General features: G+C 55.1%; 20 protein-coding genes. 8 read left to right on the top strand and 12 right to left on the bottom strand.

Going from position 1 to position 23,318, the window contains the following annotated elements:
- Nucleotides 1-27: 27 nt before the first annotated feature.
- On the bottom strand, nt 28-1,434 hold the full coding sequence (locus QME24_RS09960; protein ID WP_060519764.1) for a heavy metal sensor histidine kinase: 1,407 nt from the start codon (nt 1,432-1,434) through the stop codon (nt 28-30).
- Nucleotides 1,434-2,111, bottom strand: a complete 678-nt coding sequence (locus tag QME24_RS09955) for a heavy metal response regulator transcription factor (protein ID WP_060519766.1) — start codon at nt 2,109-2,111, stop codon at nt 1,434-1,436. Before QME24_RS09955 ends, QME24_RS09960 begins: the two co-directional genes overlap by 1 nt.
- A 165-nt stretch (nt 2,112-2,276) precedes the next feature.
- On the opposite strand from QME24_RS09955, the gene QME24_RS09950 reads away from it, so the two are divergent.
- The 6 genes from QME24_RS09950 (at nt 2,277) to QME24_RS09925 (ending at nt 7,259) form a co-directional block, all read left to right on the top strand.
- Nucleotides 2,277-2,483: a co-regulatory protein PtrA N-terminal domain-containing protein gene (locus QME24_RS09950; RefSeq protein WP_060519770.1), complete on the top strand. Its 207-nt coding sequence runs from the start codon at nt 2,277-2,279 to the stop codon at nt 2,481-2,483.
- Nucleotides 2,484-2,664: 181 nt separating this feature from the next.
- Nucleotides 2,665-4,578, top strand: a complete 1,914-nt coding sequence (locus tag QME24_RS09945; protein WP_060519772.1) for a copper resistance system multicopper oxidase — start codon at nt 2,665-2,667, stop codon at nt 4,576-4,578.
- 14 nt (nt 4,579-4,592) lie between these two features.
- A complete protein-coding gene (locus tag QME24_RS09940; RefSeq protein ID WP_019470286.1) occupies nt 4,593-4,916 on the top strand; it encodes a hypothetical protein in 324 nt (107 codons plus the stop codon).
- Nucleotides 4,906-6,021: a copper resistance protein B gene (locus tag QME24_RS09935; protein WP_060519774.1), complete on the top strand. Its 1,116-nt coding sequence runs from the start codon at nt 4,906-4,908 to the stop codon at nt 6,019-6,021. Before QME24_RS09940 ends, QME24_RS09935 begins: the two co-directional genes overlap by 11 nt.
- A 10-nt stretch (nt 6,022-6,031) precedes the next feature.
- On the top strand, nt 6,032-6,814 hold the full coding sequence (locus tag QME24_RS09930) for a cytochrome c (RefSeq protein WP_060519775.1): 783 nt from the start codon (nt 6,032-6,034) through the stop codon (nt 6,812-6,814).
- Nucleotides 6,804-7,259: a DUF411 domain-containing protein gene (locus QME24_RS09925; protein WP_060519778.1), complete on the top strand. Its 456-nt coding sequence runs from the start codon at nt 6,804-6,806 to the stop codon at nt 7,257-7,259. The genes QME24_RS09930 and QME24_RS09925 overlap by 11 nt, the downstream gene beginning before the upstream one ends.
- A 105-nt stretch (nt 7,260-7,364) precedes the next feature.
- Here the strand turns inward: QME24_RS09925 and QME24_RS09920 are convergent, their stop codons facing one another.
- Nucleotides 7,365-7,553 (bottom strand): AbrB/MazE/SpoVT family DNA-binding domain-containing protein, encoded by a 189-nt coding sequence (locus QME24_RS09920; RefSeq protein WP_060519780.1) that lies wholly within the window; start codon nt 7,551-7,553, stop codon nt 7,365-7,367.
- A 503-nt stretch (nt 7,554-8,056) separates the two neighbouring features.
- On the opposite strand from QME24_RS09920, the gene QME24_RS09915 reads away from it, so the two are divergent.
- Nucleotides 8,057-8,797, top strand: coding sequence for a hypothetical protein (locus QME24_RS09915; RefSeq protein WP_197864294.1), 741 nt, complete (start codon nt 8,057-8,059; stop codon nt 8,795-8,797).
- Here the strand turns inward: QME24_RS09915 and QME24_RS09910 are convergent.
- The 5 genes from QME24_RS09910 to QME24_RS09890 form a co-directional block, all read right to left on the bottom strand.
- A complete protein-coding gene (locus tag QME24_RS09910; protein WP_280091144.1) occupies nt 8,754-9,230 on the bottom strand; it encodes a DUF488 domain-containing protein in 477 nt (158 codons plus the stop codon). The two genes, QME24_RS09915 and QME24_RS09910, sit on opposite strands and share 44 nt — an antisense overlap.
- Nucleotides 9,231-9,423: 193 nt before the next feature.
- Nucleotides 9,424-10,722 (bottom strand): HEPN/Toprim-associated domain-containing protein, encoded by a 1,299-nt coding sequence (locus QME24_RS09905; RefSeq protein WP_060519785.1) that lies wholly within the window; start codon nt 10,720-10,722, stop codon nt 9,424-9,426.
- Nucleotides 10,723-10,986: 264 nt separating this feature from the next.
- Nucleotides 10,987-12,318: a hypothetical protein gene (locus QME24_RS09900; RefSeq protein ID WP_060519786.1), complete on the bottom strand. Its 1,332-nt coding sequence runs from the start codon at nt 12,316-12,318 to the stop codon at nt 10,987-10,989.
- Nucleotides 12,315-14,324: a transposase gene (locus QME24_RS09895; protein ID WP_165961575.1), complete on the bottom strand. Its 2,010-nt coding sequence runs from the start codon at nt 14,322-14,324 to the stop codon at nt 12,315-12,317. Before QME24_RS09895 ends, QME24_RS09900 begins: the two co-directional genes overlap by 4 nt.
- Nucleotides 14,321-15,283, bottom strand: coding sequence for a hypothetical protein (locus tag QME24_RS09890; RefSeq protein WP_060519787.1), 963 nt, complete (start codon nt 15,281-15,283; stop codon nt 14,321-14,323). Before QME24_RS09890 ends, QME24_RS09895 begins: the two co-directional genes overlap by 4 nt.
- Nucleotides 15,284-15,912: 629 nt before the next feature.
- Between QME24_RS09890 and QME24_RS09885 the strand changes: the two genes are divergently transcribed.
- A complete protein-coding gene (locus tag QME24_RS09885; RefSeq protein WP_082422064.1) occupies nt 15,913-17,547 on the top strand; it encodes a TnsD family Tn7-like transposition protein in 1,635 nt (544 codons plus the stop codon).
- Between the two features lie 27 nt (nt 17,548-17,574).
- Here the strand turns inward: QME24_RS09885 and QME24_RS09880 are convergent, their stop codons facing one another.
- From QME24_RS09880 to glmU, 4 genes are all read right to left on the bottom strand, one after another.
- Nucleotides 17,575-18,489, bottom strand: coding sequence for a TniQ family protein (locus tag QME24_RS09880; RefSeq protein ID WP_110765414.1), 915 nt, complete (start codon nt 18,487-18,489; stop codon nt 17,575-17,577).
- A 481-nt stretch (nt 18,490-18,970) separates the two neighbouring features.
- Entirely contained in the window at nt 18,971-20,806 is a 1,836-nt protein-coding gene (gene glmS / locus QME24_RS09875) for a glutamine--fructose-6-phosphate transaminase (isomerizing) (protein ID WP_280091142.1), read from the bottom strand.
- 3 nt (nt 20,807-20,809) lie between these two features.
- Nucleotides 20,810-21,589: a DeoR family transcriptional regulator gene (locus tag QME24_RS09870; protein ID WP_192441751.1), complete on the bottom strand. Its 780-nt coding sequence runs from the start codon at nt 21,587-21,589 to the stop codon at nt 20,810-20,812.
- Nucleotides 21,590-21,852: 263 nt separating this feature from the next.
- The gene (gene glmU, locus QME24_RS09865; protein ID WP_280091141.1) at nt 21,853-23,220 is read right to left on the bottom strand and encodes a bifunctional UDP-N-acetylglucosamine diphosphorylase/glucosamine-1-phosphate N-acetyltransferase GlmU; all 1,368 of its coding nucleotides are present in this window, start codon (nt 23,218-23,220) and stop codon (nt 21,853-21,855) included.
- Nucleotides 23,221-23,318: the final 98 nt, after the last annotated feature.

The raw sequence follows: 23,318 nt of genomic DNA, 5'->3' as shown, positions 1-23,318 counted from the left end.
GTATAGATTACCGGGATGAGTTCAGCATTAAGGGGTTGGGGCTGCACTAACCCACCGCTTAGAGGCTGGGAGACTGATGAAGAAGGTTGTGACACCCTCCGCTGAAGTACACCAGATTCGTCCGCTATGAGCCTCGATGATAGAGCGGGTTATCGACAGACCCAGGCCTGCATTGCTTGGGCCGCCTTCGCGCCTGGCTGGATCGGCTCGATAGAATCGGTCGAAGATCTTGCCAATGTGCTGGGAATCGATGATTACCCCGCTGTTACGCACGGAAAGCGTCACGCTTTCAGGCGTCTGCTCGATTCGCACTGATATCTCGTTACCTTCCGGGGTGTAGCGCAACGCGTTGGATAGAAGGTTGGAAAGCGCTCGGTCAATCATCAGGCGATCGCCACGAACCTTACCCTGCCCGTGTAGGGTCAGCTGGATGCCTTGATCCTCAGCCAGGAACTGGTAGTACTCGAACAGCTTGGAAACGAGGTCGGAGAGCTCCACATCAATCTGCTCAGGGACGATCAGACCGTTATCCGCCTTGGCGAGGAACAGCATGTCGTCGATCATGCGCGACATACGCTTGAGGTCTTCCAGGTTCGAATAGAGGTTCTCCTCATAGGCATCCAGGTCACGCTTCTTGGTGAGCACCACTTCAGTATGGGTCAGAAGGTTGCTGACTGGCGTTCTCAACTCGTGAGCGATATCGGCAGAGAAGTTGGACAACCGAACGAATGCATCCTCCAACCGTCCCAGCATCCCGTTGAAAGACAGGATGAGCTCCTGAAGCTCTAGCGGCACGGGCTCCAGGGGAATGCGCTCGCGGAGCGATCTTGCCGACATCCCGGTGGCCACTTTGGTGATTTGCCCAACAGGCCGAAGCCCACTCTTGGCCACGACCCAACCCAAGCCTGCGCTTACAATCGCGCTGATCACCAGGCCAATTCCGAACCACCATTGCAGGGTGACAAAGAAATGGGCGTGAGTGGTGACATCGAGCATCAGCACGGCCGTCACCGGTTCCGGCTCGCCTGCAATGGTCAGCTGGGCGGTAATGCCGCGAAAGTTCTGCGATTCATCCTGCCATTCCCAGACCGCACCCCGGTGCGCCTGCTCGAACCGCTGGGGAATTTGGGAGGCTTTGGGGTCTGAAAACAGGACCGTACCGTCAGCCTTGGTGATTTTCGCCGACAAATCCTGATGTGCGCCGAGCAATGCCCGCAGCTGCTGCTCCTGATCGTGGAGCCCGCCTCGCGCTGCTGAGATGGACAGGATATGACGCGTTGACTCCAGCTTTTCGGAAAGCGCCTGCTCATCCAGCATCCGGAAATGGTGCTGGCTGAGCCCGTAGAAAGCCACCCCGGCAACCACCAGGACAGCAGTCACTGCGAACATGAACATCAGGGTCAGTCGCTTGACGAGCGATGATTGCGGGCGCATCACTCGGGCACATCCATCATGTAGCCCATGCCTCGGGCGGTATGGATGAGCTTTGGCGCGAAGTCGTCATCTATTTTGGCCCGCAGTCGGCGAATCGCTACCTCAATCACGTTGGTGTCACTGTCGAAGTTCATGTCCCAGACCTGAGAAGCGATCAGCGACTTGGGGAGCACCTCGCCGCGTCGGCGCATGAGCAGCTCCAGCAGGGAAAACTCCTTTGCGGTAAGGTCGATCCGCTTGCCGTTTCGCGTAGCTCGACGCTTGAGCAGGTCTACCTCAAGGTCTGCCATCTTCATGGTGGTTTGAGCAGCACCACCGTTGCCTCTGCGCAACAACGTGCGAACCCGAGCCAGCAGCTCCGAGAACGCAAAGGGCTTCACCAGGTAGTCATCAGCGCCCAGTTCCAAACCTTTCACGCGGTCGTCTACGCCGTCTCGGGCCGTCAAGAAAAGAACCGGCACATCCTGACCCGCCGCACGGATCTTGCGCAGGACATCCCAGCCATCGAGCCCCGGCATCATCACGTCGAGTATCAGCAAGTCATACGCTTCGCTCTGTGCCTGTTGCAGGGCGTCAGTGCCTGTCATCACCCGGTCAACGGTGAAGCCAGCTTCTGTCAGACCTTGCTGGAGGTAGACACCGGTTTTTGGCTCATCTTCGGCTACGAGTAATTTCATCTGCTCTCATCCACGCGGGGTGCATCTCCAGTTTGCAGGAAAAAAGACGCCCAACCAGAAGCTGACGGAAAAGTAATGTCGAGATCAGTTTTCTGACAGCACCGCGAAGCTAACTTGACCCTGTACCTGACGCCATGAGGCGCAGAACCCACTGAGGATCTCCAGATGAACATGGTCAAAGCAATTGTGATGGTCGTTACCTTCGGCATGGCAGGCATCGCCCTGGCAGAGGGCGGCGCGGACCGGACCTTTGCGCGGATGGAAGCGGCTCGCCAAAGCTCCATGCAGGCATTCCAAGTTGCGCAGGAGAAGAAAGAGCAGGCGCCAGTTGCCGCCCAGTCCAGCAAGCATGCCGGCCACGAAAGCTGCTGATCCCAGCTTACAGAAATGTAATCACCCCGGAATCTGAACTATGGCAGTTTCAGACTACGGCCTCTCATCAGCCTCGCGCAGTGACGAAAGTCTACGAGACTGGTGAGAGCTCCAATGAACCCAAGGGCTGCCCCATCGAGCAGCCTGGATATCAGCGATCTACCTGACTGGACGCAACGGCATGCAAAGCAAAACCACGAGACGATCTTTCGTCAAAGGCCTGGCCGCTACCGGACTTCTGGGTGGGCTCGGCATGTGGCGCGCGCCGGTCTGGGCCGTGACCAGCCCTGGCCAACCGAACGTGCTGAGCGGCACGGACTTCGATCTGTATATCGGCGAACTCCCCGTCAATATCACGGGTGCAGCTCGCACGGCCATGGCCATCAACGGTTCGGTGCCAGGGCCGATCCTGCGATGGCGCGAAGGCGACACCGTGACACTGCGCGTACGCAACCGGCTGAAACAAGACACCTCCATTCACTGGCACGGCATCATCCTGCCCGCCAACATGGACGGTGTGCCGGGCTTGAGCTTCCACGGCATCGCTCCCGATGGCATGTACGAATACAAGTTCAAGGTCCACCAGAACGGCACCTACTGGTATCACAGCCACTCAGGCTTCCAGGAACAGTCCGGGGTCTATGGGGCGTTGGTGATCGATGCCAAGGATCCGGAGCCGTTTGTGTACGACCGTGATTACGTCGTCATGCTCAGCGATTGGACGGATGAAGACCCGGCGCGGGTGCTCTCCAAACTCAAGAAGCAATCTGACTACTACAACTTCCACAAGCGCACTGTTAGCGACTTCGTTGACGATGTGAGCGAGAAAGGCTGGTCGGCCGCTGTAGCGGATCGGAAGATGTGGGCTGAAATGAAGATGAGCCCCACCGACCTCGCTGACGTGAGCGGGTATACCTACACCTACCTCATGAACGGCCAGGCTCCGAACGGCAACTGGACGGGTATCTTCAAGCCCGGCGAGAAGATCCGCCTGCGCTTTATCAACGGCTCGGCCATGACCTATTTCGATGTCCGGATTCCTGGGCTCAAGATGACGGTTGTGGCTGCCGACGGCCAGTACGTCAAACCCGTATCGGTCGATGAGTTCCGGATCGCCGTTGCCGAAACCTACGATGTCATCGTCGAACCTGAAAACGAGCAGGCCTATACAATCTTCGCGCAATCCATGGACCGTACCGGGTACTCCCGAGGCACCCTGGCAGTTCGTGAAGGCTTGCAAGCGCCCGTGCCGGAGGTAGATCCACGCCCGATCATCGCCATGAGCGATATGGGCATGGACCACGGCAGCATGGGCGGAATGGATCACGGCGGCATGGCTGGCATGGACCAGGGGAACATGGCCGGGATGGATCACAGCAAGATGGCTGGGATGGACCATGGCAGCATGGCCGGCATGGACCACAGCAAGATGGCTGGAATGGACCATAGCAGCATGGCCGGCATGGACCACAGCAAGATGGCTGGAATGGACCATAGCAACATGGCCGGCATGGATCACAGCACGATGGCTGGGATGAGTCATGAGGGCATGGCCGGCATGAGCGGTGCAATGCAGAGCCATCCGGCTTCCGAGACAAACAACCCGTTGGTCGATATGCAGACCATGTCGCCGACCCCGAAGCTGAACGATCCGGGAATTGGCCTGCGCAACAACGGGCGCCGAGTGCTGACCTACGCCGATTTGCGGAGCACCTTCATCGATCCCGATGGTCGAGAGCCTGGACGCACAATCGAACTGCACCTTACCGGCCACATGGAGAAGTTCGCGTGGTCGTTCGACGGTATCAAATTCTCTGATGCTGAACCGCTGCGGTTGAAATATGGCGAGCGTCTTCGCATCACCTTGGTCAACGACACCATGATGACTCACCCCATCCATCTCCACGGTATGTGGAGTGATCTGGAGGACGAGAACGGCAACTTCATGGTTCGCAAGCACACCATCGACATGCCACCTGGCTCAAAACGAAGCTATCGCGTCACCGCAGATGCCTTGGGACGTTGGGCCTATCACTGTCACCTACTGTTCCACATGGAAATGGGCATGTTCCGAGAAGTCCGTGTGGACGAATGAGCTGGAGATTTGAGATGAGCAAACCAATGAAACGAAGCGCCTTTTTCCTCTCTGCTGCGATGGTCGGCATGTTGGCTGTTTATGCCCCGTCGTCGTGGTCCAGCGACAACCATGATCAGCATTCCCAGAAATCTACCGAGGCCGGTAAAGCCAAAGGTTCGCAGGACAAGCAGGGTCAGGGGATGAACCATGAAGGCATGGACCATGGGTCCATGGAAAGTATGGACCACGGCTCGATGAAGGGGATGGACCATGGCTCGATGGAAGGCATGGACCACGACAAAATGATGGAATCGCATGGCAGCGACAAAGCTAAGGCAGGGAAAGATGGTCAATAGCCTTGGGCGGCCTTCGCTGCTGGCCCTGACTGTTTCAATCGGCATGCTGGGCGTAACGCCCAGCTTCGCCGCTGAAGAAATGGATCACTCGGGCATGGATCATTCGAAAATGGGGCACGGTTCCATGCAAATGGATGCTGTTCCGTCCGAATCGATGCCGGCGATGGATCACAGCAAGATGGGGGTGAGCAAACAGCAGAAACAGCCTGCCCCTGTTGATCACAGCCAGATGGAGCATGCTCAAAGCCAGAGCAAATCCAGCCCGGTGGACCATAGCAAGATGGACCACAGCAAAATGGGCCATGGAAACATGAAGGGCATGGATCACGGTTCGATGAAGGGCATGGACCATTCCCAGATGAATCATGGTTCAGCGATTTCTCCGACCACAACGAGTCGCACGCCGATTCCAGTGCTCACTGATGCCGACCGCGAGGCAGCCTTTCCGCCTTTGGGTGGCCACCAGGTGCACGACAGCGGAATCAACAGCTTCTTCCTGTTGGACCAGCTCGAATACCAAGACGCCGATGAGGGCAGCACCCTGGCCTGGGACGCATCAGGCTGGGTAGGCGGCGACATCAATCGACTCTGGGTTCGCTCGGAAGGCGAGCGCACCAATGGGGTAACCGAAGACGCTGAGCTGCAACTGCTATACGGGCGCTCGGTCAGTCCTTGGTGGGACGTGGTCGCCGGAGTCCGTCAGGATTTCAAACCGGAATCACCGCAGACCTGGGCAGCCTTTGGTATTCAGGGCATGGCCTTGTATGACTTCGAGGCCGAAGCTACGGCGTTCATCGGCGAGAACGGCCAGACTGCTGCGCGTCTTGAAGGCGAATACGACATCCTGCTGACCAATCGCTTGATTTTGCAGCCCACGGCCGAGGCGAACTTCTATGGCAAGAACGATCCTGAGCGCGGTGTTGGATCGGGTCTGGCCAATACCGAAGTCGGGCTGCGTCTACGGTATGAAATCGTCCGCCAGTTTGCCCCGTACATAGGCGTTACCTGGAGCCGCTCCTACGGCAACACCGCTGACTTCATCCGAGACGAGGGTGGAGATGTTGATGAGGCACGCTTCGTTGCCGGTATCAGGATGTGGTTCTGAGAATTCCAACATGAAAAGAACAATTACAACGCTGCTTGTGGCCGGTGCTGTCGGAAGTGCTGCGGTATTGGGCACCGCGTATTTCGGCTTGGTGAATGTCGGCGCCGATGATCCTCACTTCCCGGCTGTCCATTCGTTTCTCGCCATGGCTCGCGACCGGTCGATTGAGGTTCGAGCGCGAGACATTGAAGTGCCTGACCTGAAGAACGCTGCGTTGATCAAGGCAGGCGCAGGCAACTACAACGCCATGTGCATTGGGTGCCACCTCGCCCCTGGCGTTGGAAAGACAGAACTTAGCCAAGCGCTATACCCGTCGCCACCTGACCTCACCAAGGTGGGTGTCGGAGGCGAACCGGCTGCCGCATTCTGGACGATCAAGCACGGCATCAAAGCCACCGGCATGCCCGCTTGGGGCAAGAGCATGGGTGATGAGTACATCTGGGGAATAGTCGCGTTCCTGGATCAACTTCCCGAAATGAATCCCGAGCAGTACAAGGCTTTGGTGGCCACGAGCGGTGGCCATCAGCACGGCGGCGGCGAAAGCGATATGCATAACCATGAGGGCCAGCACGGCGGGAGCGGGCATGCCGAGCATGGCGATCACGACGAAGCGGCAGACAACGATCATGCCCAGGCAGCTCACGACCATGGAGCTCCACCCGCAGGCGCCACCCAAGCGGCAGATCATCACGGTGACCACAATGCGGCCGAAGCCCATTCGGACGCCCACCCGAAATCGTCGACAAAGACGCATGTTCACAAAGACGGTAAGGAGCACACTCATGCCAACTAACCGGATACTCGTTCGTCTAGCCGCTATCGCTGGGCTGCTGGTGACCTCAGCGGCCTACGCTGCCGAGCCTTTGTCCATCGACGTTCACCGAGACGCGAACTGCGGTTGCTGCAAGAAATGGATCGCGCACTTGGAAGCCAATAGTTTCAAAGTGACCGACCATATTGAGACGGACATGAGCGCAGTGAAACAGAAGCTGGGCGTAGCGCCACGGTTAGCGTCCTGCCACACAGCCGTGATTGATGGAAAGTTTGTTGAAGGTCACGTGCCAGCTGAGCAGATTCGAGAACTCAAGGAGCGGAACGATCTGGTCGGGATCGCCGTGCCAGGAATGCCAGCTGGATCCCCAGGCATGGAGGTTGATGGCGTAAGCCATGCCTACCAAGTCATTGGGTTAACCAAAAGCGGCGCGGACCTAGTAGTCGCCAACTATCCAGCCAAATAACGCACCGACCAGAAGGACGGCAGTAGGCTGACTGCCGTCCCATGTATCCCCGCTAGAAAGCTTCATCAGCTCAACACGACGACACAGAGGGCCTGCAACGCGTAGCTAATCAGATTCGCGGCGCTCGCGGACTGGCTTGAGTACGATATCGCCGTTGATGAGCTCTATGGAGAGTCTGTCGCCCGTCGTGACCCCGAGCTCGCGCAGAATGTCGTCAGGTAATTCCACAATCACATCGCCGGAGCCGTCGCCGGGATCCAGGCACTTTACCGTGGTGCGCGCTGATTCAGTCATTGGGCTCTCCTGCCAGAGCTACCAGTCCCCATCATACTCCAGCAGCCATGCAAGCGGTGATTTGCTCAAGCAGCTTTGCAAATGCCATTTTGTTGGAGTGTTCAGTACGCCGGAAGCCCCTTGCGACTGAGCTAGATCCCATCGACGAACATCGAAAGGGGCCGCAACCCCAAACGGTGCGTAGCTCGTCCGCTTCAATCGGACGGCAAGTTCGTGCCGAAGCTGCGTTCAATCTTTCTGCGGTGCAGCCCGGTTAGGCAATCCCTAGCAGCAGCTATGCCTGAATTGCTCGCTCTTGGTGATGACGCTCAGTGGCAGCCGCACATGGATGAGGTTTGTCGGGACAGGGCGATATCATATGGCCAGTTTACGCTCTGGTCGCTACAGTATCAGCAGTACAATAAGGACGTGCCTGTATGAGAAGGAAAGCTCGCATACTAATCCTATGCAAAACATACCCGTCACCCAGCGCTGCCTATACAGAGACTTCGTGCGTTGCGGGGATGGACGAGGCAGGCAATCTGATCCGTCTTTACCCTGTACCGTTCCGCCTGGTCACTGATGATCAACGATTTTCAAAGTGGCAGTGGATCGAAGCCTCCATCGAAAAAAGCTCCAACGATCACCGACCTGAAAGCCATAAGATTGGCGTGGATACGATTCAGCCCCAAGACATTATTCCAACCTCGAAAGCGTGGATTCGAAGGAGGGAAATGCTTAGCAAGCTGCCCATCTACGACAGTTTTGAGGCTCTGGAGCAGGCTCGACAGAATTCCAATGTCACGCTCGGCTTGATCAAGCCTGAGCGAATTATTGGATTAGAGATCCGTAAAGCCGCGTCAGAAAGCTGGACTGATGAGGAGCTTGAAAAACTGGAGAGACTGCAGCGCCAGCCCGGTTTATTCGATCAGGACGATGTCAAAGCCAGCATCAAGCGCCTAGAGAAGGTGCCCTTCGATTTCTACTACAGCTATGAGTCAGTACTTGATGGTGAGGTAAAGATTTATAAGCACAAGATCGTAGACTGGGAGGCAAGCCAGCTGTACAGAAACATGCGCCGAGCTCATGGGCCTAACGGCTGGGAAGCGCCGTTTCGACAGAAGCTGGAGGTCGAGTTACCAGGAAAAGATCTTATGCTTCTAATGGGAACGATTCATCGATTTCCGCAACAGTGGCTTATCATCAGTCTCATCTATCCACCTAAGCAACCGCCCGAAGCAAATCAGCAAATTTCTCTATTTTGAGAGGCAGATGCCGCGTATCCAGGGATGAATCCAATTCACTCGCAGCCTCGGCGATAAGGCTGCGGTGACAAAAATTCGCGTCAGCTTCGTAGCAAACCATACAAATGCGCTGGCTTGAGGCATCAGCTGTCAGGTTCTCCAGAAGGTCCATCCGGGTACGGATGTAAGCCCTGAAGTCGCGCGCATAGACCCCCCAATCGCCATCGACCTTATAGCGGTTTCGAATCGGTTTTGGGCAACCCAAGGGAGGGGAATGCTCGTAGGCAATTCCTGCATCCGCCAAGCACTGGGCGAAAGCCTTCTTGGAGAAACCAGGCTTTCTGGACAGAGGGTACTCGCGAACGTCCAGAACCTTGTCGATCTGAGCTTGCTTAAGACGAGCGATGAAGGAGTCGATAGACAACCCTTCATAGCCTGCGGTGTAGATCGCCATGTGAAATCTCCCAGCGGCTTCCTGCGGCTGTTCTGCAAATAAATGAGAGACTATACCATTCTAGCCATGCTGTACCCCATGGGCATTGGATGGATGGCCATCTCCAAGAGGTAGCGACGAGCGGATGGTAGGGGCCAGAAATCATCTCGGTCCGCGTTAGGTGGAAGCGCCTTCGCCGAGAGGCTATTGAGGTTTAGGACTTCGAATAGAGCATCGCAGCAGCCAAACCAGTGCATTCCTCAAGAAGCGCCGCTATCACGGATCGGAGCTTACTCGCGTCATACACACCTGATTCAACATCCTCCTGAGTGGTTTCATAAAACGCCTTTGCGTAGCTATCTTTGAAATCGAGGGCGCCCTGATAAATACCTAACGACTCCTTGTAATTCGTCCAGGTCACCTGCGCTGGGGGTCGCCCCTTAAGATTGAGATCGAGATAGCACTCGATAGCGGCCGCGCAGCCGTTGATGTCAGCGTTGGCAACACCACACGGGCCTTTCGCCGGAAACTCGCGCAGCTCGTCCAAGTCAGGAAGAACCATAGCTTTCATGTTCACTGGGAATTGAAAGCGTTTGAGTAGATTTTTATAGGTATCCACTCCTTCGGCGTCGTTATCGAACAGGAAGACCACGCGATTGTGAACATCAATTTTGACCAGTCCCTCGGCGAACTTGGACAGATTACCTGTACCGGAAAATGGGTGACGCTCCTCGATGTCAATGAATCGAAAAAAATCCTCGATGTCCGGGCGGAGCAGCGCCAGACCCCGCTTCAGAATGTGGGTATCAGAAGTGCCTTCAGTCGCTATCAAATAGGTCTGGGTCCGACGTGCGTTCCCAATGAAATCCTCATTTTTAGCCCATCCTGCATCCACAAAATTGCCGTAATCCCAGACGACATCTTCACCTAGATTAGCGGGGTTTTCGGCAAGGATTCGCAGAGTTGCATATGGGCTCAGAAATCCTAACATTGAGCCGAAATGGCTGCGCTCGGAGTAGCCTCCGATGTCTCGATCAAACACTCCCGTCGGGAGTAGAGATGCCGCTGGATCAGCCGCAAAGCGGCCCCGGCCCTGTGCATGATCGGAATCGTAGCTGGCGACATAGTCGCTTTTTAGGTCTCGCAATGCGTACGCTTTGATGAAGTCGATAAATTGATCGAAAGTCAAACGGTCGGATCGACGCTCACCTGGCAGGTATTCCTCGAACTGGTCTCTGTCGAGCACGACCTGATTTTCGTATTCCGACCTCACCGCCGCCAATGTGTATCCGAGCAGCTCCAACCGTGACACCATCGAACCAAGTGTCCGGCAAAAACACAGCTCCATTTGCTCCAGACTTTCAGGGCTATGAGCGTAGTCGTAGTCGATGCCCTCGTGCCGACGGTACTGGCGGTCGGACTCTTGATAGAGCATCCCGTGATCCATGCCCATATAGCCAGTGTTGTATGTGAGATCGAGGCTACCCACAGACAGCGTAATTGGTGTGCTCATAAGATCTTTGTACCTGGAGTTAACTGTCTAACGCCAATGCATGACGCGAATCTGGACATGCTTGTACTGGCACGTGATAGCACATTTCAGCGGCGTCGGAGATGCATCCGAGCTCAGGTGCTCTATCCTGGTGTACCTGCCCCTCGCTAACTCAGGCGTGTAAACCTGTTTTTTTCACTGTAAACCACTCTGGTTAACAGTGAAAAAAATAGGTTTACACGCCAGCAATCATAGGGCCCGCGAACGGAATTCTTCGCCACACCATCACTTGGGTTTGGGGTCCTTGTCGTCCTCCATCAAGGCAAAGAAAGCTTTGGCCTGCTCTTCCTCGGAGAGCTCCTCAACCGGAGTCCGCCGCGGGCGCGCAGTCGGCTTCTGCAGAGCATTCGCTGAGGCATCAAGTTGCTTTTTTACAGATCGTTCCGACGCAGTGAGCGATGAGTCGAAAACCTTCTGGGTGACTCGGTCCTGCCGTTCAGCTCGCGCAAATTTCACTACGTTGGACGTGAACGCGGCTGGCAGGTCAAACGGACACCGCAGGTCTGGATGCTGTTTGGACACCCGACCACCCAGAGCCAATTTTTGAAGGTGTTCGACCTGTTTGGCACTGGACGTGTAAGCCGCTGAGCGGTAAGCATGGCCGATGTCTTGAAGGGAGGCCGCATGACGGCCTGCACTGCGGCACTCAATGTACGCCTGCTTCAACAACTCCACCGCCAGGCGCTTGATACCGAAGGTGCAACGGTAAATTTCCCTTGCCAATTCACCCTGATTACCGCGAATCGCGCCATTGCCCACGCGAACACATTCATCAATGAAAGCTTTCCAGTCGGAACTGCCAGGCTCATCGGGAAGCATGATTCTTGGGTCCGTCAGCAAGCGCTGCTGATCCTCATTGTTTCTCTCAAACAACTTGTGACCCAAGCTGTAATTGCACACGTAGACCATTGGCGGACCGATACCAGCCATGTTCAAGAGGATATCGGTAACCTTCGCTGCACCAAGCCCCTTTTGGATGTACTGCATTTCATCCAGGATGACTAACGATACCCCATCACGATTCGCCCTACGCCGGCATTCACTCAGCAGCTCAGCAACGGTCAGTCGCGACAGAGGCAACTCAACGAACTCTCGAAGAAGGGCCTTAGCATTGGTGGTACCTCGGGCGCTTGCATACCAATGCGACCGCAACGGTAGCTCACCCTGGAAGTGATCGCAGGACAGATCAACGGGGCCAGGCAGAACCTTGCGCAGCGCAGCAATGGTCTGGCTCTTCCCAACCCCTGCAAGCCCTGTAAAACACACCGGCACAGCATCGACTGCAGGTGCTTCATAGAGCCCTCGGGCGTACTCGCGCTCAGAAGAGAACAATGCTCGCGCATGCAGCGCTGCGCGCCCCACCATCTCCTGGATGAACTCAATCGTAAATGCGTTGGGAATGAACGATTCACGCAATGCTTGAGACAGCACCTCTGCCGCCAACCGAGGTTCAATTTCGTACAGACTTTCCAATGGCTCAGGTCGACGCGTGATGATCTGGCGGACCTGATCAGCCGTTTGGCAGCCGTCGAACCAACTCGCAATGGCCTCATTCATTTGGCTTTACCTCGGAATCGATCATAGTCATCTGTATCTCGCTGCGCAGATGCCGATTTAGGTGGTCGACCAATTCTTCTCACGCCACCTTTACACTCTTCACCGGTATCTTCTTTGAATCTATCATCGTGAAATTGATGAATTGCCGGCATCTCATTACGAAGCAAAGTTTGAGATTTTCGCCTTAAGGCATCTAGTGACTGAAGATCACGTAATGATATGTCCCGATCACCGTCAACGGTCCTTTGCGTCGTTACAAAGTCCAGTTCGAACAGTGTGCCTCCTACCTCAATCCATATATGCCGAACGCACATAGTCAGTACATATACATCAACTTCAATAACGCTGCTCCTAGCAACTCGATCAAATATCCCGGTATTGATCAAATCAACAGACCTATACTTGCGCCCGTACAGATAGACTGCGTCTTGACGTACAACGGCCGGGTGCACAGACAGGAAGCTCTTTATGGCAACCTCTTGCTGCATCCCGATTGCAGAATTACGGAAGCGGCTGTCCCAGTAATTCCAGATACCCAGCGGGGTGGGCTTTATTCCGCACCAATACATTTCGGTTTCCATGCGGCCACTTGCGTCAGACGACCGGTTGTCTTTCAGGACTTGGTGAATCTCCCTGCGGGCCATTTGGACAAAATTCAGTGTGCTATGAACATAGGTGGGTTGATCGAGGTCGGATTTTGCTCGCGGGTGCGATGACTCAACCGTAGCTTTAGACTGGCCAGAAAAAACTGGCGTATTTTCAAGTGTGCCTAGCCAGTGGATCTCAGGCTCCGTGTCCAGGGCTGCTGCAGGACCTCGATCAAACACCAGCCCACCTGCCAAGCCTTCGCAGGGCCACCAGTCCGGTTTGATGGTTACTCCGAAAAGCCCACAAAACCATACTTTGTCGACAGCCATGGAAAACAGACACATCCGATAAGCTTCTTTGGTTTCTTTACCTTCGGCAAATCCAATGCCAACCACCATTCCGGACAATCCACACACGGCACGAACGACGCAAAATCCGTCAACGGGGCTACCCTCTGTCAGGCCCGAAAGTTTTTCAACTATGTAGTAACCATCAAACTCGACCTGCTGATTTAGATTCGTCAAGCGTTCTGAGAAACTGCCCAAACTGCCGCTCTGGTCGCGGGTCTTTTGTTTACCTCTTACGCCAATAGATTTCTCTTTAGCGCTAACTTGTTGTTCGATGCAGTAACGCACTTGGTCAATAGTTGGAAATGGGTGCCCTTTACGATTGATGAAAAATGCTACTCCATTTCGTTCAACGGAAACGCAACCAAATTCCTCTGTAAGGATTTTTCGGTAAACTTGACTATATGTTTTGTCAGCGGAACGGAACCTAAGATACGCAGAAAGGATTCTTTCCCTCATGGCGCTATCGGCCCGGTAACCCCACTCTTTGCCATTGGGTGATGGCCGGCCCAGCCTGCGTAATTTCCCCGGCCCCTCCCTGTCCCACCTCCCGATGCGGTGCAGGGGAGGCATGAGAGCCCACTTGTTTTGTCCAAAAGTAATGTAAGTGTAGAACCACAACCTCAAGCGAGCTGCATTTTGCTGAGGCGACTGGCTTTTGGCATGAGCGTTAATTACAGCGTCCGGATCGTCACTGGCTAGAACCTCCTGGAGACGAACCATCAGGCCTGAGATAGCCAGAAAACGGCGGTTGACCTTTTGGTCGTAGGTTTCCTTAGCAGAAACCCGCTTCGTTTCACGATCTGAAATTGCGATCCCCTTAATCGGTTCCAGCCATGGCGGAAATTTGTCCGTCTCCCCTGACGCCAGCAGCGCACCCGCTTCGAGCGCTTCTTCGAACTCGAACCTTGTGAGGGTGATCAAGGTGGTGCGCACGTCTTTCGCTAGATCACTGAACTCCACCAAGCGCACCCGGTTGTGGACCGCATCACTGTTCAGGAAATGGTAATAGTGGCCTTTGACAAGGCTCCGATAACCTTCAGGCGCAAATAACCTAGCGCCCGTGATCACGGCTCAATCTCCAAGAAAAATTTGCCGTAGGCTGCCAGCAGATCACCACCGTCGGTATCGAGAGGATGGTCGATCAGAATCGGCTTGAAGAAATTTACTGGCAGCTTTCGGTCCCAGATGTCTTGGTAGACCTTCGCAATAAACTGGTCACGCTTACCCCATCGGGCTGCATACCGGTAAATGATGGGGTGGATCAAGGCCCCAGCATGCACAGCGCCCTCAATCTCAGCGCTAAACTCCCTGAGCAGCTCGGGGTCGTGGGTCAGCGGCAAGCCATGCATCGGAAATAGCAGATCGAGATTGCCCATGACGATCGGGTCCAGACGATCCAAAGACATTTGCACGGTCCTGATACCGCCGCTTGCGTAATGCAGTTGCTCTAGGGCTGTGCGTAGCTCAGCATGATCACGGTCCTTTTTTTGCTGATTAGGGGTCTTGGCTGCTGAGTAGCGCCTCTCGCTGAAGGCATGAGCTTGATCCTTCACCGTCCAATTGACCGCGTAGGGTTTCCCATCTGAACCCATCAAATACAGTAAAAGGTCCCCCTGATAGGGAAAGGGCATTCTCTGTCGGCTACCAGCTTTAGTGGTAATCACCACCTGGTGATGCTTGAAGCCAATTTGCTTGGCAATTTCCATCGTCCCAGTGACAGGATGAGAAAAATGTCCTTTGGTGAGTGGATGCCCGTGCAATGGATGCGGGGCGTGATATGGCCACAGCATCTTCTGCTCGTGAATATCGAGCAGCTGAGGATGGAAGAGCGCGAGCTGTGCGAACACCGCTTCTGGGGTGGACAGCGAGTGAATCGCACGGCCGAGCTTCCGGCTATTCATTCTGCTGATACGAGAGCCCTTAGGGGCTTCTCGTGGAACCGCTAAAATCGAAGGCGTGTAGATATCGCCCCACGCGAAGTGAGCTTGTCGGCTCCTGATGAGGGCAAATCTCTCCTGCAAAGTCATCAATACAGTCCAATGTCTACGGACCTAGGATCGTCATCCAGCCTGGGGATAATTTGCTGGATGCCCCTATAGCCCTTGCCTCCCGGGCGTACCCAAGAGTGCGGGTTGTGGATAACGCTCACCTTCTTGTGGATGAACGAAGCCCTGCAGGACTTGACGTCCCGCATGTTCGGAATAGACAATGGAAAGGTCAGGTCGCTAAATTCTGACTTATCCACAGAGGCCCAAGGTCGCACTTGGGCCTTTGTCTATCTGAATTCTAGCGCTAATTAACTAGTCAGATTTCATTCAATACTTCCTTATTATTCATACGTGTTAAGAATCTAGGACATAGTTAGCAGCTATCTGCAATGGATTCGCTGGGTGTACACGTATCTGTGTGCACATTTTAAAGCGCTTCGCTTAGCAGGGTATGTTACCGCCGTGGTTAACAGGGTGACAACTGAAAAGTCATCCCTCTCTGGGTCGCGACTGGATTCAAAATTGTCCAGCTTGGGTCATTATCTAGATCAACCGTGCGCCTCACACCCATCGGATATATATCTTCACCCCCTTATCTCAACTGATAATTTAAGGGTTTAGCCCCAATCAAATAAAATGTTGAAAACGACAAGCGTTTGGTGAGGGAAATGGCTGATTCTGCAAATGCATCTGTCCCTGTCGTTCGATGGCTACCGGATGAGACCTTTTTCAGTATTTGTTGTCGTCAGCATCGTTTTATGTGCCACGTTACTAAGGCTAGCACCACTGCATGGCTATTTGGTGAGGGATCAAGTAGTGTGCAGCATGACTTTCCTAGCAGACTAAACTCTTTGCCCCAAAAAGCCAAAGAAGTATGGGGAAGCCCATTCAACATCATTACAGAACATACGATATTGCCGTTGTTTTTTCCTTTTCAATCCAAGGAAAGAATTGACGACGTCTTTCATACAGTTTCAAACAATTCTTTGGGCACCTTAAAATATCGCCTGGGTCTGGTGACCGGTCGCTTTGGCGCAGAGCACCCATTGAAAGCATGCCTCGAATGTTTAAGGGAAGACCGTATCAATCATGGGGTCGCCTACTGGCACCTGTCCCATCAGTATCCAGGCGTCACGTTATGCCCTAAGCACGGAACTCTCATCAGGATTTGCTCGGCCAACCGGCAGTGGTCGGACTCTGCGCACTGGGTATTACCTGCCGAGCACCTAATAGCGAGCGTTGCAGAGCAGCCCGTATGCCCGACAGTGGTACAAACCCTCAAGCGTTTAGGACACTCAGTGATTGAGTTAGCCAAGCTAGGCATTTCTGAGCAATTTCGTCCAGAAAATGTCACGGCTGCTTATAACGAAGCTATTCGTCGCCTCTCAGTCAATACAGAAGCATGCTTTGATGCCCAAGCAGACCTAGCTTCGTTCGCTTCACAACTGCAACCGTATCTTCCACTGGCCTCGCTTCCGACCACTCCAAAGAGAGCTGAAACTTTTATACAGAGTCTGACCCGTACACCGCGCGTTTACTCCCATCCGCTCAAACATCTGATTTTGATCACCTGTATATTCGGCGAGTTTGCGCCGTTTTTATGTGCGTTAAAAAGATTTCAGTCTCCAGGGGATCAGGAAACCCCAGTACAGTCTCCAGACCACGGAAGACGAGCAGTAGGCGATAAAGCAGCACACCGATTTAAAGGTCAGGAAATCAGGGATAGAGTCTTCAAAAAACTGAAGCCTAAAAAGCTGAAACCCGAGCTTCGGGAACAAATCTTGGGTTGCTTGGGCAAAGGAGTGGAGAAACATTCCATAGCGGAACGATATGACGTTTCGGTTTCTACAATAAACAGGATCCTAAGTGCTGATCCTCTACTGATGGCTGCTTGGACAACTCAGCGCAGGGAGCTACTGCTACACAATCACCGTGCGGAGTGGGTTAGCGCCATCGGCATGAATCCAGACGCCAGTCCGAAAAGCCTGAGATCAATGCTCCCCAAGGTCTATCAATGGCTATACCGGAACGATAATGACTGGTTGATGGCTCAAACTAAGCGGATGCCAAGTGGTCGCGTAGGCAACAATCAAAAAATCGATTGGAGTGCTCGCGACAGGCAACTATGCGAATCAATTGAATTGAGCATTCAAAGACTGAAATACTCGGCCACGAATTTCCCTGTTCGAGCTAGTCATATTTTCGCGTTGGTGCCCACACTGCATCGGTGCCTAGAAAAAAGGAATCGCTACCCAGAAGCACGAAACCTACTAGAAATTGTTACCCAATCGACCAAGACTTAACATGCAAGTGCAGCAACGCTCAGTCAGCTATTCCCGACAAGTGGTCGCATACCTACCATTACCATAATTTCGCCATAGAGACTCAATAGGAATCAAATCTTTATCATACTCGTACAAATCAACAACAAATTCATCGAAAGTCTCATAGGCATAAACCACGATTTTCAAAATTTCTTCGGGGAAAAATTCCGTCTTTACAACAGGACTCTCAAATCTTTTTTCTTCCAAATTATTTGAAATCCGATCGAGATACTCAATCATGGCTGTCCGCTCAGATTTCATCCGCTTCGTCAGTTTCTTGAGGCTGCGCAACTTATCGGAGAGAATGGCCACTGCAGAATGGATTGAAATGGAGAATTCATAAGCGCATAGCGCTTCTACGAAGCGAGCATGTTTGAGAGCATCTTCATCCAAGTTCATTACGCTCTCTGCGTTACCGAGGTGTCGCCCAGAACACTTTCTCCACATCACATCGAGATTGTGGCCTTTTGATGAGAAAGGTTGATCGCAATATGGGCAAGTGGACAGCAGCACCACATTGTGTGTGGCACACACGCTCACATGATCAGGGAAATTTCGTCGCCAGTAGGAAAAGCCCAAATCCTGCACGTCCTGCCTGACGCATTCCGGGCAGTAGGCGTGCAAGTCGGAATTAGTAATCGCCATTCGGGGTTTGAGATACGCCGTTCGAGAATAACTGGCATCTCGGGTATCCCTGATAACAAACTGCAGGGGCAATTGAGTGTGTTCGTGCAGCAAGCGGTTGAAGCCATAGCATCCTTGCCAACCCATCGTTGAGGCGATCACCTTAACTGCTTGGTGAGTAATCTCCCCTTCAGAAAGCCATCGTAACCTGTCTACCCTCCAGTCCATAAAATTCACGAGCAAATTGCGGTCAACATATGAGCGCAAAGATTCATCAGGTTGGATACGCAACAGCATGGATGGGTTGGCCCCTCAGCGACTGATCCCGCGTCATCGTTCAAAGGTTGCGGTTGAGCAAACATTGCCAGAAATAAGGTGTAAAAAAGGCACCCAAAGGTGCCTTTTCGGAAGGTTCGAGGAGTAGTCGCAGCGATCCTTTAACTCCCAGCCTTGCGACCTTGGGTTCAGAATCCGACCGGCTATGCCCGTCGTCACTACTTCAGAGAAACCAGCATTCTCTGCTGCCGAAATTGCGGGGGGGCCTTGCTGGTACCCAGTCCCAACGGATGCGCAGTTGCAGTCCTCGACTACAAGCCTATACAGCGTGACACACCTGTCAATTAGATTCTGAGGCGTAATTCCAAGTCGGGACAACGGCGTGCATCACTGCACCCCGCCAACCCGGATTGGTCACGAACAGGGTTACCCGCGACAGCTTTATTTCCCTTGCGACAGGTTTAATTCCCTAAATCTACCAGCAATTCACCACGCCCAAGCGTTACTCAACCGTAACCGACTTGGCCAAGTTACGCGGCTGGTCCACATCGGTGCCTTTCAGCTCAGCCACGTAGTAAGACAGCAACTGCAGCGGAATGGTGTACAGGATCGGCGCTAGGGCATCGGCGATGTGCGGCACCTGGATCACGTGGGTGCCCTCGCCATTAGTCATGCCCGCATGTTCGTCAGCGAACACCACCAATTCACCACCACGGGCCCGTACTTCCTGCAGGTTGGACTTCAGTTTCTCCAGGAGTTCGTTGTTCGGCGCAACGGTCACCACCGGCATATCGTTGTCCACCAGTGCCAATGGGCCATGCTTCAGTTCGCCAGCTGGGTAGGCTTCTGCGTGAATGTAGGAGATTTCCTTGAGTTTGAGTGCGCCCTCCATCGCCACCGGGTACTGGGCGCCACGGCCGAGGAACAGGGTGTGGTGCTTGTCGGCGAACAGCTCGGCGATTTTCTCGACGGTGGCGTCCATGGCCAAGGCTTCGCCAAGGCGCGTCGGCAGGCGGCGCAGCTCTTCGACCAGGTCGGCCTCGACACCGGCCGGCAAGGTGCCGCGGACTTGGCCGAGCGCCAGCGTCAGCAGCATCAGCGACACCAGCTGGGTGGTGAAGGCCTTGGTCGAGGCCACACCGATTTCCGGGCCAGCGAGGGTCAGCAGGGTCAGGTCCGACTCACGGACCAGCGAGCTGATACCCACGTTGCAGATTGCCAGGCTACCGAGGAAGCCCAGCTCCTTGGCGTTGCGCAGAGCAGCGAGGGTGTCAGCGGTTTCACCAGATTGCGAAATGGACACAAAGAGGGTGTCTGGCTGCACCACCACCTTGCGGTAGCGGAATTCACTGGCCACTTCCACCTGGCAAGGGATGCCGGCCAGGCCTTCGAGCCAGTAACGGGCGACCATGCCTGCGTGGTAGCTGGTACCGCAGGCAACGATCTGCACATTGCGCACTTTGGCAAACAACTCTGCAGCCTGAGGGCCGAAGGCCTGGACCAGAACGTGATCTTTACCCAAGCGCCCTTCCAGCGTGCGCTGAACCACGGTTGGCTGCTCGTGGATTTCCTTGAGCATGAAGTGGCGGTAGTTACCCTTGTCGGCGGCCTCGGCGCCTTCATGGTACTGCACGGTTTCGCGCTGGACTTCATGCCCGGCCTGGTCCCAGATGGTGACCTGATCGCGACGGATCTCGGCGATATCGCCTTCTTCCAGGTACATGAAGCGGTCGGTCACCTGGCGCAGGGCCAGTTGGTCGGATGCCAGGAAGTTCTCGCCCAGGCCCAGGCCGATGACCAGCGGGCTGCCGCTGCGTGCGGCGAGCAGGCGATCAGGCTGGTGGATGCTGACCAGCGCCAGGCCGTAGGCACCGTGCAGGCGTTTCACGGCCGCCTTCAGCGCATCTGCCAGGTTCGGCACGCTTTTCAGGGTATGGTGAATCAGGTGCACGATGACTTCGGTATCGGTCTGCGAGGCGAAGACATAGCCCAGGCCCTTCAGTTCTTCGCGCAGCTCCTCGTGGTTCTCGATGATGCCGTTGTGCACTACCGCTACTTCATTATCAGAGAAGTGCGGGTGGGCATTGCCTTCGGTGGGTGCACCATGCGTCGCCCAGCGGGTGTGGGCGATACCCAGCCGACCACTCAGCGGCTGGGCAGCAACGGCCGCTTCCAGCTCGCTGACCTTGCCGATACGGCGGCGACGCTGCAGCTGGCCTTCCTGGGTGAGCACGGCCAGGCCGGCGCTGTCGTAGCCACGGTACTCAAGCCGCTTGAGGCCTTCGATCAGGATGGCGGTGATATTACGTTCGGCGACGGCACCAACGATTCCACACATGAATTATTGCTCCTGGCTGATCGCGGCACAGATCAGGTTGATGCCGCGGGCTTGAATGTGTTCGCGTGCCGCTGCGGGCAGGCGTTCATCTGTAATAAGGGTATGCACGCTGCCCCAGGGCAGCTCGAGGTTGGGGATCTTGCGCCCCACCTTGTCCGACTCGACCATCACGATCACTTCGCGGGCGACCTCAGCCATTACCCGGCTCAGGCCAAGCAACTCGTTGAAGGTGGTGGTGCCCCGCGCGAGGTCGATGCCATCGGCACCGATGAACAACTGGTCGAAATCGTAAGACCGCAGGACCTGCTCGGCGACCTGCCCTTGGAACGATTCGGAGTGCGGGTCCCAGGTTCCGCCGGTCATAAGCAGTACCGGTTCGTGCTCGACCTCGCTGATGGCGCGAGCCACATTCAACGAATTGGTCATCACCACCAGGCCGGGCTGGCGGCCCAGTTCCGGAATCATAGCGGCGGTCGTGCTACCGCTATCGATGATGATCCGAGCATGCTCGCGTATACGACCCACCGCTGCACGGGCGATAGCTTTTTTGTAGGCAGAGACCGGGTGCGCGGGTTCGCTGAGCATTTCCTGCGGTACCGGTACTGCACCGCCGTAACGGCGCAGCAGCAGGCCGTTCGCCTCCAGCGCGGCAAGGTCCTTACGAATGGTCACTTCCGAGGTTTCGAAACGCTTGGCCAAGGCATCCACACTCACTTCGCCCAGCTCGCTAAGCATGGCCAGGATGTTGTGGCGGCGTTGAGGGGTGTTTCGTTTCGACATGATCAGTTAAATTTCGTTTCGAAAGATAATGGTTGCAATCAAAACCTAAGATGAGCGATTCGTCAAGCTGTGCATAACTTTACTGGCGGCAATTTTTCTTGGCTTGTCCGCAACGCCGGCACCGCGATGTATAGCACCGGCTTTGCCGGTGTTCGCGGGCTTGCCCGCTCCCACACGGGCCGCGCCCACACATCGGGTTGCATAGAGCACAAAAAAAGCCGACTTACTCACATAGGTCGGCTTCGAGGGAAGCAGCTGTGGATAAATCAGCTCTTCTTGATCTTCTCCGGCCGCTTCCAACCTGGGATGTTGCGCTGGCGTGCCCGGGCCACTGCCAGATCACCTGCTTCAACAGCCTGCGTAATGGTAGAACCAGCGGCGGTAGTGGCGCCGGCCTGGATCTCCACAGGCGCTACCAGCGAGTTGTTCGAACCGATGAATACATCCTCACCCATCACTGTCTTGAACTTGTTGGCACCGTCGTAGTTGCAGGTGATGGTACCTGCGCCAATGTTGGTACGGGCGCCGATTTCGGCATCGCCCAGGTACGTCAGGTGGCCAGCCTTGGCACCCTCTCCAAGGTGAGCGTTTTTCAGTTCTACAAAGTTACCCACATGGGCTTTGGCATCCAGCACGCTGCCAGGGCGCAGCCGAGCAAACGGGCCGGCATCGCTGCCCTCGCCCATCACCGCACCTTCAAGGTGACTGTTGGCCTTGACCACAGCCCCTTTGCGCAGGGTCGTGTTCTTGATTACACAGTTGGAACCGATCTGCACATCGTCCTCGATGACCACTTTGCCCTCGAGTACAACGTTGATGTCGATCAGCACGTCACGACCGACGGTCACCTCACCGCGCACGTCGAAGCGCGCCGGGTCACGCAGGGTTACACCCTGGGCCATCAGGCGACGCCCTTCACGCAACTGGTAGTGGCGCTCCAGCTCGGAAAGCTGGCGACGGTCGTTGGCCCCCTGCACTTCCATTGGATCGTGTGGCTGCTCGGTAGCCACCACCAAACCATCGGCCACCGCCATGGCGATGACGTCGGTCAGGTAATACTCACCCTGGGCGTTGTTGTTTGACAGACGACCCATCCAGTCAGCCAGGCGCGCCGCTGGCAGCGCCAGAATGCCCGTGTTGCCTTCGTTGATCGCTTTTTGCGCTTCGCTGGCATCCTTGTGCTCAACGATGGCGGTGACATTGCCTTGCTGATCGCGAACGATGCGGCCATAGCCGGTCGGGTCGTCGAGGGTGACTGTGAGCAGGCCCAGTTGCTGGTCATTGGCCTTGGCCAGCAGCCGCTGCAGGGTCTCCACTTCGATCAGCGGCACGTCGCCGTACAGTACCAGCACAGTATCGGCAGTCAGCGCTGGCAGTGCCTGTGCAACGGCGTGGCCGGTACCCAGCTGTTTGTCCTGCATGACGAAATTCAGGTCATCGGCGGCCAGGCGCTCGCGGACCAGTTCGGCACCATGGCCAATGACCACATGAATACCTTGCGGCTGCAGCTGGCGCGCGCTGTGGATAACATGGCCGAGCATGGAGTTGCCGGCGACCGGGTGCAGCACCTTGGGGAGCGCCGAACGCATGCGCGTGCCTTGGCCTGCGGCGAGAATAACGATATCGAGGGACATTACTGGCTACCAATCCTGGGCGGTCAGCTGCGTGACCAGAATAGAAATTCGGAAAAAGAAAAAGGGTAGCCGAGGCTACCCTTTAACTCAATCGCACT

Source organism: Pseudomonas sp. PARCl1 (genome assembly GCF_947311875.1).
Lineage (GTDB): Bacteria > Pseudomonadota > Gammaproteobacteria > Pseudomonadales > Pseudomonadaceae > Aquipseudomonas > Aquipseudomonas juntendi.
The sequence above is the reverse complement of the archived record's forward strand: the minus strand, read 5'-3'. Positions and strand labels throughout refer to the sequence as shown.